We start from the raw sequence: 12,874 nt of genomic DNA on the forward strand, positions 1-12,874 counted from the left end.
GGAGAGGATGGGTGAGGGGGCCTCCGCGCAGCGGAGGTCTTCCGCCTACGGAGCAACAACGGCGCTTCAGAAAGAACCCTCACCCAACCTCTCCCGCAAGCGGGAGAGGAGGAGCTACCCCGAGTTCCTCAACCCCGCCGCCACGCCGTTGATGGTCAGGTGGATGCCCTCGCGCACCTCGGGCGTGTCGTCGCCGGAGCGCCGCCGGCGGATCAGTTCGATCTGCAGGTGGTTGAGCGGGTCGATATAGGGCAGGCGCGAGCGGATGATGGCCGCCAGGTCGGGATTGTTCTCCAGCAAGCTGGACTGACCGGTGATGGAGAGCAGGGCCTGGGTGGTGCGCTCCCACTCGGCGCTGATCTGGCCGAAGATGGTGTCGGCCAGGCCGCGGTCCTCCACCAGGCCGGAATAGCGCTTGGCGATGGCGATGTCGGCCTTGGCCAGCACCATCTCCATATTGGCGAGCGTCGTGGAGAAGAACGGCCAGTTGCGGTGCAGCTCCTGCAGCTGCTCGGGGGGCAGGCCCGCGGCCGCCACCGCCGAGCCGAAGCCGTACCAGCCGGGCAGCATCACCCGGGCCTGGGACCAGGAGAACACCCAGGGGATGGCGCGTAGGCCCTCGATGGTGCGGGTGGCCTGGCGCGAGGTCGGCCGGCTGCCGATATTGAGGTCGGCGATCTCGGCGATCGGCGTCGCGGCGAAGAAGTAGTCGGCGAATCCCGGGGTCTCGTAGACCAGGGCCCGGTAGGCGCGGAAGCTCGCCTCGGACAGCCGCCCCATGATCGCGCCATAGGCCTCGCGGGTGGAGACGTCGCGCTTGCGCAGGGAGGCCAGCACCACCCCGGCGGTCAGGGTCTCCAGGCTCTGGCGGGCCAGTTCCGGGTCGGCGTACTTGTTGGCCACCACCTCCCCCTGCTCGGTGATGCGGATGTGGCCGTTCACCGTGCCCGCCGGCTGGGCCAGGATGGCGTCGAAGCTGGAGCCGCCGCCGCGCCCCACCGTGCCGCCGCGGCCGTGGAACAGCTGCAGGGACAGGCCCGCGGCCCGGGTCGCCGCCACCAGGGCCGTCGAGGTCTGGTGCAGGGTCCAGGTGGAGGTCAGGTAGCTGCCGTCCTTGTTGCTGTCCGAATAGCCGATCATCACCTCCTGCCGCCCGGCGCCGGCCAGCAGGGCGCGGACCAGGGGCAGGGCGAGATAGCGGGTCATGGTGCCCGGCGCGTCGCGCAGGTCGGCGATGGTCTCGAACAGGGGCTCGGCGAAGATCCGCGTGTCGGCCGGATCCTCGGGGCGGTAGAGGCCGACCTCCTTCAGCAGCAGATAGACCTCCAGCAGGTCGGAGACCGAGGTGGTGTTGGAGACGATATAGGCCTTGATGGCTTCGGGCCCGTAGAGCCGGACAGCCTCGGCGGCGGCCTGGAGCACGGCATATTCCTTGGCCGTCTCCTCGCTGTAGGCGGCGTAGGGCGAGTACAGCAGCCGGCCGTGGGAGAGCTCCCTCACCAGCAGGTCGCAGCGCTCGTCTTCCGGGAGAGCCTCATAGTCCGCGCAGACACCCGCCACCTTCAGAAGTTCGGCGGCGACCCGGGCGTGGACCGCCGAGTTCTGGCGCATGTCCAGGGTCGCCAGGTGGAAGCCGAAGCAGTCGACGGCGCGGATCAGGTCGGGCAGGGCGCCCTCGGCGAACACCTCGCCATGCTGGGCGATCAGGGCGTCCTGCAGCACCTGCAGGTCGGCCTTCAGTTCGTCAGGGCCGGTATAGGGCTGGCCGGTGAAGGGGGTCGGGCGGACCGAGCCGCCGGTCAGGGCCGGATAGGCCGCGGCCAGCCGGGCGTAGACACCGGTCAGGGCCCGGCGATAGGGCTCGTCGGCCCGGTTGGGCGAGGTGTCGGGCGAGCGGTCCGCCAGGGCCTGCAGGGCCGGCGGGGTCTGGGCCAGGGTGGCGGAGATGGAGAGTTCGGCGCCCAGGGCGTTGATCCGCGCCAAGTGGGAGTCGAGCGCCGCGCGCGCCTGCCGGGCGAAGGCGTGCCGCATGATGTCGGCGGTGACGAAGGGGTTGCCGTCGCGGTCGCCCCCGACCCAGGACCCGATCTTGAGGAAGCTGGGGACGCCGGCCCCGGGCGTCAGCTCGCGCCAGTGGGCGTACAGCCTGGGCAGTTCGGTCAGGAAGCTGCGCTCGAAATAGGAGACCGCGTTCTCGATCTCGTCGGCCACCCCCAGCTTCACGCCGCGCAGCAGGCGGGTGCGCCAGATGATGGCGATCTGCCGGACCAGCTCCCGTTCGTGCGCCGCGCGGGCGGCGACGTCGGGGGTGTCATGGGCCTCCAGGGCCTCCATGATGGCCCCGGCGCGATCCAGCAGGCTCTTGCGGCGCACCTCGCTGGGGTGGGCGGTGATCACCGGGGCGATGACGGCGTCGGCCAGCAGGTCGGCCACCTGGTCCGGCCCGATCCCGGCCTCGGCCAGGCTCCGCAGGGCGCCGGCCAGGGTGTCGGGGCGGCCATCGCCCTCACGGCCGCGACGCCGCTGGATCTGGTCCTCGGCGATATTGGTGATCTGCAGGAAGCAGGCGAAGGAGTGGGCGAACCGCACCGCGTCGGGCAGGGAGAGCTGGCTCAGCCGGGACTCGACGCCCTTGGCGTCGGCGTCCGGGCCGTCGCGGTGCAGGGCCACCGAGGCCTGGCGGATCTGCTCGATCTCCTCGAACACCGCCAGCCCGTCCTCCGAGCGGATGACGTCCCCCAGGATGCGTCCCAGGAAACGCACCGTGGCGCGGAGCTGGACCGGCAGGGAATGGGGCATGGGCGACCTCTCGACAAACGCTCTATGACACCGGTGTCAATTAGCCGGCATCCCCCTTGGGGTCCACTTCATCAAGCGTCCAACCTCAACGCCCCGGCTGGTAGGTCCGCTCCGTGTGACCCACCAGCTGCTCGGGATAGAAATAGACCTCCCGCAGATCGCCGGCGGCGTAGCGCCCGGCCTGGTCGTTGAAGTGCGGCGACGTCGGATCGCCGCTCTCGCCCCCGGCGGTCACCGCCCGGGCCTTCACCCGGTCGCCGAACTCCACCACGGCGACGAAGCTGTTGCCGCTGGTCCCGTAGTACTTCCTGGTCCCCGGCTTGCGCCCGGCGCCGAAGGAGGCCAGCGATCCCCACTGGGCCGAGGCGAAGGGCACCGGGATGCTGGGGGCGGAGTCGTTGAAGGGCTGGACCAGGTCGCCGGTCAGGCGCTGGAAGCGGTTGATCTGGCCCCAGGGCGTGCGCCAGGTCCCGAAGTCCGCCGCCAACCGATCGGAGGCGGCGGCCAAGGCGACGAGCCTCTGCTGCGGCGTGGTGCGGCTGGCCATGTCCTCATAGACCGATCGCCCCGCGGCGCGGGCCGCGGCGGCCACCTCGCCCCAGAGCTGCTCGCCCCAGAACACCGCCAGCGAGGTGGCCTCGGAGTCCGCCGACCAGCGATGGTCCCAGCCGCGCAGCAGGGCGATCTGGTCGGCCAGCCGGGCCTTCAGCGGGTCGCCGGCCGGGGCCGCGTCATAGGCCGCCAGCAGCGGCGGGATCAGCTGGTCGAAGGCGGTCAGGCGCGGGTCGTAGGCCGCCGCGATCAGGGTCGGCAGGGTGAAGTCCTTGCGGTCCTTCAGCACCAGGTCGGCATGGACGCCGCGGGGGTTCTCGCCGGCCGAGTCCATGTAGCGCGGATAGTCGGCCTTCCTGGGGCTGTAGGCCCCGGCCGCCGAATAGGGCCAGTTGTTGGTGTTGGCGATCCAGCCATTGGGCGGGTTCAGCAGGTGCGGCGCCTCGTCCAGCGCGTGCAGCCCCTTCCAGTCGGTGGTGGGATCGGAGCCGTCCACCGGCTTGGTGTAGTCGAACCGGTCGTCCCGCCGGGGGATGAACTGCGGGTGCAGATAGGCCACCTCGCCCTTGGCGTCGGCGAACAGGGTGTTGTTGGAGGAGTTGGCCTGCAGGGCCATGACCTTCATGTAGCTGGCGTAGTCGACGGCCTTGGTGCGCAGGAAGGACTGGCTCAGCGCGGCCACTGGCCGATGCATCAGGGCGACGCTGATCCACTTGCCGCCGGCCTCGCGGACGATGGGGCCGTGGTGGGTGCGATAGACGGTGAAGGCCCTGCTCTTCATCGCCCCGTCGGCGGCGCGGTAGGGGACGGTGATGACCGAGGTCGCGACCCGGCGATCCTCGGTCCCGTAGCGATAGGTCAATCTGTCGCCCGAGCCCGCGATGGTCTCGGCGAACTCGTCGATGACGTCGACCCCGCTGGAGGTGTGCATCCAGCCGGCCTTGGCGTTGAAGCCCTGGTAGATGAAGAACTGGCCCCAGGTCGCCGCCCCATAGACGTTCAACCCCTCATCGCTGCTCACCTGCTGCTCGGAACGGAAGAAGAAGCTGGTGTGGGGATTGATCAGCAGCAGGGCGTGCTTGGCCGCCGTGTTGGAGGGCGCGATGGCGAAGCCGTTGGAGCCCGAGGGCTCCTTGAACTGGGCCAGGGCGAACTGCTCGTCGGCCATCGAGGTCCGCCGCCCGCCATAGAAGGCCTCGAGCTGGGGCAGGGAGATGCTCTCGATGTCGCCGCCGATGCTGCCCTCGGTGAAGGAGAGCGCCATCCAGGGCTCGAAGCGCTTGATCACCCGCGGCGTCACGGTGGGATGGGTGGCGAGGTAATAGTTCAGCCCGTCGGCCCAGGCGGTCATCAGGGTCTGCAGCCAGGCGGGACTTTGCGCGTACTGGGCCTTGAGCTGGACGGGATCGATGAACAGCTTCATCCGTAGGTCCTGCCAGATGGCCTTCTCGCCCTCTGCCTCGGCCAGGCGGCCCATGGCGTTGATGTAGTTGGTCTCGACCCGGTTGAAGTCGTCCTCCGCCTGGGCGTAGACCATGCCGAACACCGCCTCGGCGTCGGTCTTGCCGTGGACGTGAGCGATCCCCCAGTCGTCGCGGACGATGGTCACGTTCTGGGCCCGCGCGGCCCAGCGGGCGGCGTCGCCGTCGGCGGCGGCGGCCGGGGAGGCCAGGGCGATCAGGACGGCGATCAGGGCGAAGGCGCGGGGAAGGACTTGCATCCCGCGACGCTAGGGTCAGGCCGTGGCCACGGCAACGCCGCAGCCGTGGGAAATCGTCGGCGGCTGTCCCGGCGCTAGCCGATGAGGCGCCGAACGGCGGCGTCGAGCACGCCCTGCGCCTGGGCCGGGGCTAGCCCCTGCTCGCGGCGCAGGCGCGACCAGGCCTCGAAGCTCAACATCAGGTCCAGGGCCTCGAGGGTCACCGGATCGACCTGCCCGTCCACCACCCGCTCGAGGATATCCCGCAGGGCCTTCACCAGCCGGCTTGCGTCATCCCCCAGAAACCGGGAGCGGTGGCGGAAGGTGTCCGACGCCCGGCGGAAGGGGCCGATTTTCTCGAAGACCATGCTGCGGCGCTCCACCAGCTCCAGCACCCGGCCGCGCCAGTCGGGCGCCTTGAAGGGCTGGTCGGCGATGGCGCGGACCTCAGCCTCGATGACTTCGGACATCTCGCGATAGAGGCCGTCCATGTCGCTGAAGTGCCGGAACACGGTGCGCAGGCCGACGTCGGCCCGGGCCGCCACCTGCTCGGCGCTGGGCGCCACCTCACCGGACTGGACGATCTCCAGCATGGCCGCGACGATGCGGGCGCGGTTGTCCTCGCCGCGCCGGCGACGGCCGTCGGAGGACGCGCCGGCCTCGGGTTCGACGAGGCTGAGCTTGGGTCGGGATGTCACGCGGCTACACACTCACCAGGGCATCGAAGGCCGCTGAATAGAGCCCGTCGCGCTCGCGCGCCAGGGGTCAGGCGAACAGGGCCATGCATCCGGTGGACTGGAGGGCGGAATCGACCCTGGTCCGGGCGTCCGCCTCCAGAGCCGCCCGCGCCTGGCGCAGCCACTGCAGGCATTTGGCCTGGTAGGGGAAGGGCTGCTGGTTCCAGGCCTGACCGTCCACCGTCGCGGCGACCTCGCTCGCGCCGTCCATCACCGCCTTGGCGTTGGCCAGCATGACCGGCGGATAGACCCGGCCGATCTCGGTCAGCAGGGCGATCAGGGTCGGGGGCAGGGCGTCCATGGAGACCCAGCCGTCGTCCCTCGGCTCGACCCCGGACTGGTCCTCCATCATGCCCACCCAGGCCGTCACCCGCGGCGCGACCTTCAGGGTCAGCGCCATGGGGGTGGGATCGAACTCGGCGAGCTGGGTGAGTTGGCCGAACACCGCGAAGTCGCAGGCCGCGGGGCGTTCGCCCAGCAGGTAGGGCTGGCGGGCGAGGTGGGCGTCGAAGGCTCGCAGGAACCGTTCATAGGCCGCCTCGATCACCGGCCCGGTCGCGGGGTTGGAGCCGACATAGCGCAGGCGGCCGATCTGCCGCTCGGCGAACATCGCGCCGCGCGCCGCCAGTTCCTCGTCGGGGACGCAGTAGCCGCGCCAACAGGGCAGGATGGCGGCGGCCTTGGCGATGTCGGCCTCGTAGGCCCAGCGATAGTGGAACATGGCCTTGGTGAGCCACTCGTCGGCATAGTCCTCGATCAGCTCGTCGAGGAAGGCCAGGGCCGGGTCGGCTGGGATCAGGCTGCGGCCGGTGTGCTCGCGCTCCAGCCGCCGGATGATCGGGGTGGAGTCGGTGACCGCCTGCAGGGTCCCGGCCTCGTCGGGCAGGTAGAAGGTGGGCAGCAGGGCGACCTTGGGCTGGGGCAGGCCGGCCAGGGCCGGGCCGCTGGCGGGCAGGAAGCGGTAAGGGATCCGCCGGTAGCGCAGAACCGCCAGCATCTTGCGGGTATAGGGCGAGCCGGGGGCGCCTGAGAGGGTGACGCGGTCTGACATGTCGGGGTCTCCTCAGCGGAAGGTCTGGAGCCGGTTGGAATATCGGATTTCCGTCGTTCCGGCCGGCAGGCTCACCAGGTCGCCATCGTGGCCGACGCGGATCTCGCCCTTGAAGATCTCCCGCGACTTCCCGAGGAACGGCGCCTCCAGGGCCCGCATGGGCAGGGGCGGGATGATGTGGGTGAACAGCAGGGACTTCACCCCGGCCCGCTGGGCGATGCCCGCCGCCTGCTCCGGCGTCGTGTGATAGGTGAGGATGTCGTTGAAGATGGCCGCCAGGTTGCCGCGGTGGTTGGCCAGCGCCGCCTTGCGCTGCAGGGCCACCAGGTTCGGCGCCAGGCCCTCGTGCACCAGCAGGTCGGCGCCCTTGGCGGCCGCTTCCAGGCGCGGCGAGGCGGTGGTGTCGCCGCTGATCACCGCGCGGCGGCCCTTGTAGATGAACAGGTAGCCCACCGCCGGATCCACCGGATTGTGATGCACCGGGAAGGCGATGACCTTCAGGTCCGGCTCGTCGATCAGGGTGACGTTGGGCCGGTCGGCGCCGACGACGAAGGGATGGGGCGCGCCGCCGAAGCCGCTGGGCGGGATCACCTTGGGCCCGTGGTGGGCGATGCGGTAGCCGCTGTCGAGGGTGTAGGCCGACTGGAAGCCCGCCACCACCTGGTCGACCCCGGTGGGGCCGTAGATCGGCAGGGGGCTGGTGTTGGCGCCGCTGGCCCAGCGCTGCAGCATCAGCTCCCCCAGGCCGTCGATGTGGTCGGAGTGGAAGTGGGTGATGAAGACCCCATCGACGCGGGCGGGGGGCAGGTTCATCAGGGAGAGGTTCTTGGTGCTCCCGGCGCCGGAATCGACCACGAACAGCTTCTTGCCCGCCAGCACCACCGTGCAGGGGCCGGCCCGGGTCGGGTCGGGCATGGGGGAGCCGGAACCGCAGAGTCCGACGTGCAGGCCGTCGGCCAGGCCGGCATAGGGATCGGCGCCCATGGCCTGCATATAGATCCGCGACATGGCCGCCGTGGCCAGCTTGTCTCGCACGAGCCAGGCGCCCGCCAGACCCAGGATGATCACGCCCACCAGCACCAGGACAACTGTCCGCAATCCGCGCATGCCCGTTCTTCCCCTGTCCCATGTCCCCGGCTTGACCCCGGGATATATTGGCACGCATATTGTCACTAGTTTCAGTCAAGGGCCAGGGGCAACTGGCGCCGGAGGATGCGATGCAGGTTCTGAGGACGCCGGACGAACGATTCACCGGCCTGGCCGACTGGCCCTTCGCCCCCCACTACGCCCAGGTCACCGACGCTGACGGCACGGAGCTGCGCCTGCACTATGTGGACGAGGGCCCCCGCGACGGGGCCGTGGTGCTGCTGATGCACGGCGAGCCGTCCTGGGCCTATCTCTACCGCAGGATCATCGCCGCCCTGGCGGCCAAGGGTCACCGGGTGATCGCGCCGGACCTGATCGGCTTTGGGCGGTCCGACAAGCCCGCCCTGCGCACCGACTACACCTATGAGCGCCACGTGGCGTGGATGAGCCAGTGGTTCCTGGGCCTCGACCTGAAGGACGTCACCCTATTCTGCCAGGACTGGGGCGGCCTGATCGGCCTGCGCCTGGCGGCCGCCTTCCCCGAGCGCTTCGCCGGCCTGGTGATCGCCAACACCGACCTGCCGGTGGGCTCGGGCATGACCGAGGGCTTCAAGGCCTGGCTGGAGTTCAGCCAGACCATCCCGGAAATGCCCATCGGCATGATCGTCAACATGGGGACCGGCCGCGACCTGACCCTGGCCGAGATCGCCGCCTACGACGCCCCCTTCCCGGATGAGACCTACAAGGAGGGCGCGCGCCAGTTCCCCACCCTGGTGCCGGTGACCCCCGAGCACGGCTCGGTGGCGGAGAACAAGGCCGCCTGGCAGGTCCTGGAGACTTTCGACAAGCCGGTGGTCACCGCCTTCAGCGACGGCGACGCCGTCAGCCGCGGTGGCGACGTCGCCTTCCAGACCCGGATCCCCGGCGCCAAGGGCCAGCCCCATGTCACCACCCAGGGCGCCCACTTCCTGCAGGAAGACTGCCCCGAGGCGATCACCGCCATCATCGACACCCTGATCCGCGCCCGGAGCTGAGCCCCATGAACGTCGTCAACGCCGTCCTGCCGCCGATGACCCAGGCCATGGAATTCTTCGGGGCGCCCGAGGACGGGCCCTTCGTCATGGTCAACCTGCTGAAGTTCAAGCCCAGGGCCGAGTACCCCGACGGCGCCGACGCCCATCTCACCGGCCGCGAGGCCTATGCCCGCTACGGCGTCGAGGTGACCAAGCTGGTGGAGGCCCTGGGCGGGGCCATGCGCTACAGCGGCGAGGTCACCGGCCTGATGATCGGCGACGTCGAGGAGCTGTGGGACATGGTGGCGCTCGCCGAATATCCGTCCCTGGCGGCCTTCCGCGAGATGGCGATGTCGCCGGCCATGCACGCCATCGAGCACCACCGCGCCGCCGGCCTGGCCGGCCAGCTCAACATCAAGACCAGGCCCCTGACGGGCTGAGCGCGCGGCCGCGCCCGCGCCTCAGTTGTCCCAGAGGATGTATTCGTCGCCCGGCTTCTGCGGAACCCCGCCCGGCTTGTCGACCATCACCGCCCCCTGCAGCAGGGAAGGCCACATGGGCTTCACGCTCTGGGCGTCCTGGGTCTTGAGCAGGGCGAGCAGGGCCTTGACCTTCTCGGGCTGGGCCTGGGCCAGGTCGTGCTGCTCGGTGGGGTCGGCGGCCAGGTCGTAGAGCCAGACCTTGCCCCTCGCCTCGTTGCTCTGCAGCTTCCAGTCGCCGTCCAGCACCACCTTGTACTGGCCCGAGCGCCAGAACATCGTCTGGTGCGGCCGACCCGTGGACTGGCCCTTCAGATAGGGGAGCAGGTCGACCCCGTCGATCACCCGGTCCCTGGGCAGGGGCGCCCCGGCCGCCGCCGCGGCGGTGGCGAAGATGTCGATATGCCCCACCGGATAGGGATAGCGCGAGCCGGCCTGGATGGCGCCCGGCCAGCGCATGAAGAAGGGCGCGTGGATGCCGCCCTCGAAGAAGGTCGACTTGAAGCCGCGATAGGGCCGGTTGATGTCGGGCAGACCGATATAGCCGGCGCCGCCGTTGTCGCTGGTGAAGATCACCAGGGTGTTCTGGTCCAGACCCTCGTCCTTCAGGGTCTGCAGGATGCGGCCCACATTGCGGTCCAGGTTGCGCACCATGGCGCCGTAAACCCTAAGCCGGTGGTCCTTGATCTGGGGCAGGGCGTCATAGTCGGCCTTGGTCGCCTGCAGCGGCGTGTGGATGGCGTTGGGGGCGAAGTACATGAAGAACGGTCGGTTCTTGTTGGCCTTGATCGACGCCACCGCCTCATCGGTGAGGTAGTCGGTCATGTAGCCCTTGGGGGCGAACATCGGCGAGCCGTTGTACTGCACTTGGTAGGGCAGGTTGGGCCACAGGAAGCGGTCGATGGGATCCCAGGGCTGCTTGGAATTGACCACGTCGGGGGCGTTTTCCGGCAGGTACATCGAGCCGCCGGCGATGAAGCCCAGGCTCTCGTCGAAGCCCTGGGCCTCGGGCCGCGAGCCGGCCGCGCCCCCCAGGTGCCACTTGCCGAAATGCAAGGTGTGGTAGCCCCGGGTCTTCAGCACCTCCGCGATGGTGAGTTCGCCGGCGGGCACGCTCAGGGTGTTGACCGCCGTCGGCGTGGGATCGGCGCTGCCGGGGGGCATGTCCTTGACCCGGTCATGGAAGAACTTGGGCTTGAAGATCGCGCCGGGCTCGGCCTGCGTGCCCACCATCTTCTCGAAGGCGACGGGGGCCGGGGTGAATTCGAAGCCGAAGCGGGTGGGATAGCGGCCGGTCATGATCGCCGCCCGCGAGGGGGCGCAGGTGGCGTTGCCGGCATAGCCGTTGGCGAAGGCCACCCCGTCGCGGCCGATGGAGTCGATATTGGGGGTCGGGACCTGGCCGCCGGCCACGCCGCCGCCGTTGAAGGTGATGTCGTTGAAGCCCATGTCGTCGGCCAGGATGAAGACCACGTTGGGCGGCCGCGCCCCCGGCGCCGGGGCAGCGGGGCCCTGGGCCCAGGTCACCGGATGGTTGGGCTCAATGTGCGGCAGCCGCGAATGGGCGATCATGGCGAAGATGGTCGCCCGGTTCATCGCCGCCACGGCCACAGCGCCGGCCACCACGACGAGCGCCACGCCGATCCAGATCCGGAGCTTCATGTCTTTCCCCCGCGCCCGCGCTGTCGGCGGGCATATATTGGCATCTAGAGTGTCATTAGATGCGCGGGCGGGCAAGCGTCCTTGCGTGACCCCTAGCCGGCGGCCCGCTTCACGGTCCGGAAGCCCAGGTGCGAGGAGCCGGTGTCCGGCGGTCCCGGCTGCCGGGCCGAGGGGCGGTAGCGGAAGCAGTAGTCGTCGGCGCAGAGATAGGAGCCGCCCTTGATCACGTGCTTGGGCGCCGTGGCCCGGGGCTCGGCGGGGTCATAGGCCATCTCCTGACCGGGGCCGTGGGGGTCGGGACCCGAGCCGGTCAGGCCGGGCTTGTAGAAGTCCTTCGTCCACTCCCAGACATTGCCGGCCATGTCGTAGAGGCCGTAGCCGTTGGCGGCGAAGCACCCCACCGGGGCGGGGCGGGCCTGATAGCCGTCGGCGCCGGTGTCGATGGCGGGGAACACACCCTGCCAGTAGTTGGCCCGGGGCTTGGTCTGGCTGGAGGGCGTGTCGCCCCATTCGTAGCGGGCGTCCGTCAGGCCGCCACGGGCGGCGAACTCCCACTCGGCCTCGGTGGGCAGGTCGCGGCCGCGCCAGCGGGCGTAGGCGAGGGCGTCCTCATAGGCGATCTGCACGGCCGGCAAGCGGTCCTGGCCGGCGATGGCGCTCTTGGGGCCGGTGGGATGGCGCCACTGGGCGCCGTCGACGATCTGCCACCAGGTCGCGGGATTGACCAGCTTGGGATCGGCCAGCGCCCCCTTGAAGACGATGGCCGAGGGCTTCAGCAAGGCCGGGTCGACGCCGGGATAGAATTTCGGGTCGGGCTGGCGCTCGGCCAGGGTCACATAGCCCGTCGCCTTCACGAACTGGGCGAACGCGCCGTTGGTGACCTCGGTGCGGTCGATGGAGAAGGGCCCCACGCTCACCGTCCGCGGTGGGCCCTCCTCCGGGCGCAGGGGATCCTCGCCCATGGTGAAGCGGCCGCCCGCCAGGGCCACCTCGCCCATGGGCTGGGCCGCGCAGGGCCTGGGTCCAGGGCCGCCTGCCGCCGTCCTTTCGGGCCCGCAGGCGGCCAGGAACAGCATCAGGGCCAGGGGCGGGGCGATCCGGATCATCGGCGGACACTCCCTCATTGCGGCGATCCGCGCCAGCGGTCAGCCGCCGGGGAGTTGATCCCGATCAAGGTGGCGGCCCCCGTCCAAGCTTAGCAAGGGGGGCCGTGAAGGCCGATTCCAGCGACGGGACGTCCGCCCCCCGGGCCCCCTGCTGGACGGGCGCCCCGGAGAGAGATCTCCGGGGCGCTCTCTCCGCTCCACCGGACCCGCAGAGGGCGAACACCATGTCGACGTCTCCCCACGACCCCTCCCGCACAGCCGTCTGGCGCAGGCTCCGGATCGCGGCCCTGTCGCTTTCGGTGCTCACCGCCGGTTGCGCCACCTCGGCCTCGGACGGGGTCGCCCCCGGCTCGGCGGCGGAGCGGGGCCGCGACCTGGCCGAGCTGCGCTGCGGCGGCTGCCACGGCCTGGGCCTCTATGGCGAGAGCCCCCGGTCGCCCTCCACCCCCTTCCGCGACATGCGCCGCCGGATGACCGCCCTCACCTTCCAGCAGCGGATGACCGACATCGCCGAGGGGCGGCACTACGACATGCCGCGCATCGGTCTGAGCGTCAGCGAGACCGAGGACATCGCCGCCTATATCGAGAGCCTCGAGAAGCCCTGAGCCTCGCCCTCGGGGGGCGGAAGCCGCCGCGATAGGCGCCCATGGCAGGCTCTGCCTAAGAGAAGGGCGCCTGGCTGCCCGTGTG

The 12,874-nt window shown here is 70.2% G+C and carries 10 protein-coding genes; 3 read left to right on the forward strand and 7 right to left on the reverse strand.

All coding sequences use genetic code 11. The annotated features are described in order from the left end of the window. Positions 1–114: 114 nt before the first annotated feature. The 5 genes from ppc to ACO06I_RS20265 form a co-directional block, all read right to left on the reverse strand. Positions 115–2,799, reverse strand: coding sequence for a phosphoenolpyruvate carboxylase (gene ppc / locus ACO06I_RS20245; protein WP_421934418.1), 2,685 nt, complete (start codon positions 2,797–2,799; stop codon positions 115–117). 85 nt (positions 2,800–2,884) lie between these two features. Beyond that, on the reverse strand, positions 2,885–5,071 hold the full coding sequence (locus ACO06I_RS20250; protein WP_421934419.1) for a penicillin acylase family protein: 2,187 nt from the start codon (positions 5,069–5,071) through the stop codon (positions 2,885–2,887). A 74-nt stretch (positions 5,072–5,145) separates the two neighbouring features. After that, positions 5,146–5,748 (reverse strand): TetR/AcrR family transcriptional regulator, encoded by a 603-nt coding sequence (locus tag ACO06I_RS20255; protein ID WP_421934420.1) that lies wholly within the window; start codon positions 5,746–5,748, stop codon positions 5,146–5,148. 67 nt (positions 5,749–5,815) lie between these two features. Then, positions 5,816–6,838 (reverse strand): glutathione S-transferase family protein, encoded by a 1,023-nt coding sequence (locus ACO06I_RS20260; protein ID WP_421934421.1) that lies wholly within the window; start codon positions 6,836–6,838, stop codon positions 5,816–5,818. 12 nt (positions 6,839–6,850) lie between these two features. Continuing rightward, the gene (locus ACO06I_RS20265; protein WP_421934422.1) at positions 6,851–7,945 is read right to left on the reverse strand and encodes a ribonuclease Z; all 1,095 of its coding nucleotides are present in this window, start codon (positions 7,943–7,945) and stop codon (positions 6,851–6,853) included. Between the two features lie 110 nt (positions 7,946–8,055). On the opposite strand from ACO06I_RS20265, the gene ACO06I_RS20270 reads away from it, so the two are divergent. Both ACO06I_RS20270 and ACO06I_RS20275 read left to right on the forward strand, forming a co-directional pair. Beyond that, positions 8,056–8,958 carry a haloalkane dehalogenase gene (locus ACO06I_RS20270; protein ID WP_421934423.1) on the forward strand — a complete coding sequence of 301 codons (903 nt, stop codon included), beginning with the start codon at positions 8,056–8,058 and terminating at the stop codon, positions 8,956–8,958. Between the two features lie 5 nt (positions 8,959–8,963). After that, on the forward strand, positions 8,964–9,377 hold the full coding sequence (locus ACO06I_RS20275; protein WP_421934424.1) for a DUF1330 domain-containing protein: 414 nt from the start codon (positions 8,964–8,966) through the stop codon (positions 9,375–9,377). A gap of 21 nt (positions 9,378–9,398) precedes the next feature. On the opposite strand, the gene ACO06I_RS20280 is transcribed toward ACO06I_RS20275, so the two are convergent. Together ACO06I_RS20280 and ACO06I_RS20285 are read right to left on the reverse strand one after the other, a co-directional pair. Further along, positions 9,399–11,078, reverse strand: coding sequence for a sulfatase-like hydrolase/transferase (locus tag ACO06I_RS20280; RefSeq protein WP_421934425.1), 1,680 nt, complete (start codon positions 11,076–11,078; stop codon positions 9,399–9,401). 92 nt (positions 11,079–11,170) lie between these two features. Beyond that, positions 11,171–12,184, reverse strand: coding sequence for a formylglycine-generating enzyme family protein (locus ACO06I_RS20285; RefSeq protein WP_421934426.1), 1,014 nt, complete (start codon positions 12,182–12,184; stop codon positions 11,171–11,173). Positions 12,185–12,408: 224 nt separating this feature from the next. Here ACO06I_RS20285 and ACO06I_RS20290 point away from each other — a divergent pair, with 224 nt between their 5' ends. Next, a complete protein-coding gene (locus tag ACO06I_RS20290) occupies positions 12,409–12,789 on the forward strand; it encodes a c-type cytochrome (protein ID WP_421934427.1) in 381 nt (126 codons plus the stop codon). The last annotated feature ends 85 nt before the right edge of the window (positions 12,790–12,874 follow it).

Source organism: Phenylobacterium sp. (assembly GCF_965229015.1).
Classification (GTDB): domain Bacteria; phylum Pseudomonadota; class Alphaproteobacteria; order Caulobacterales; family Caulobacteraceae; genus Phenylobacterium.

Bases quoted from the DNA above. Each gene is read 5' to 3' on its own strand.
- ppc (WP_421934418.1), bottom strand. From the start codon at position 2,799: ATGCCCCATTCCCTGCCGGTCCAGCTCCGCGCCACGGTGCGTTTCCTG.
- ACO06I_RS20250 (WP_421934419.1), bottom strand. From the start codon at position 5,071: ATGCAAGTCCTTCCCCGCGCCTTCGCCCTGATCGCCGTCCTGATCGCC.
- ACO06I_RS20260 (WP_421934421.1), bottom strand. From the start codon at position 6,838: ATGTCAGACCGCGTCACCCTCTCAGGCGCCCCCGGCTCGCCCTATACC.
- ACO06I_RS20265 (WP_421934422.1), bottom strand. From the start codon at position 7,945: ATGCGCGGATTGCGGACAGTTGTCCTGGTGCTGGTGGGCGTGATCATC.
- ACO06I_RS20270 (WP_421934423.1), top strand. From the start codon at position 8,056: ATGCAGGTTCTGAGGACGCCGGACGAACGATTCACCGGCCTGGCCGAC.
- ACO06I_RS20275 (WP_421934424.1), top strand. From the start codon at position 8,964: ATGAACGTCGTCAACGCCGTCCTGCCGCCGATGACCCAGGCCATGGAA.
- ACO06I_RS20280 (WP_421934425.1), bottom strand. From the start codon at position 11,078: ATGAAGCTCCGGATCTGGATCGGCGTGGCGCTCGTCGTGGTGGCCGGC.
- ACO06I_RS20285 (WP_421934426.1), bottom strand. From the start codon at position 12,184: ATGATCCGGATCGCCCCGCCCCTGGCCCTGATGCTGTTCCTGGCCGCC.
- ACO06I_RS20290 (WP_421934427.1), top strand. From the start codon at position 12,409: ATGTCGACGTCTCCCCACGACCCCTCCCGCACAGCCGTCTGGCGCAGG.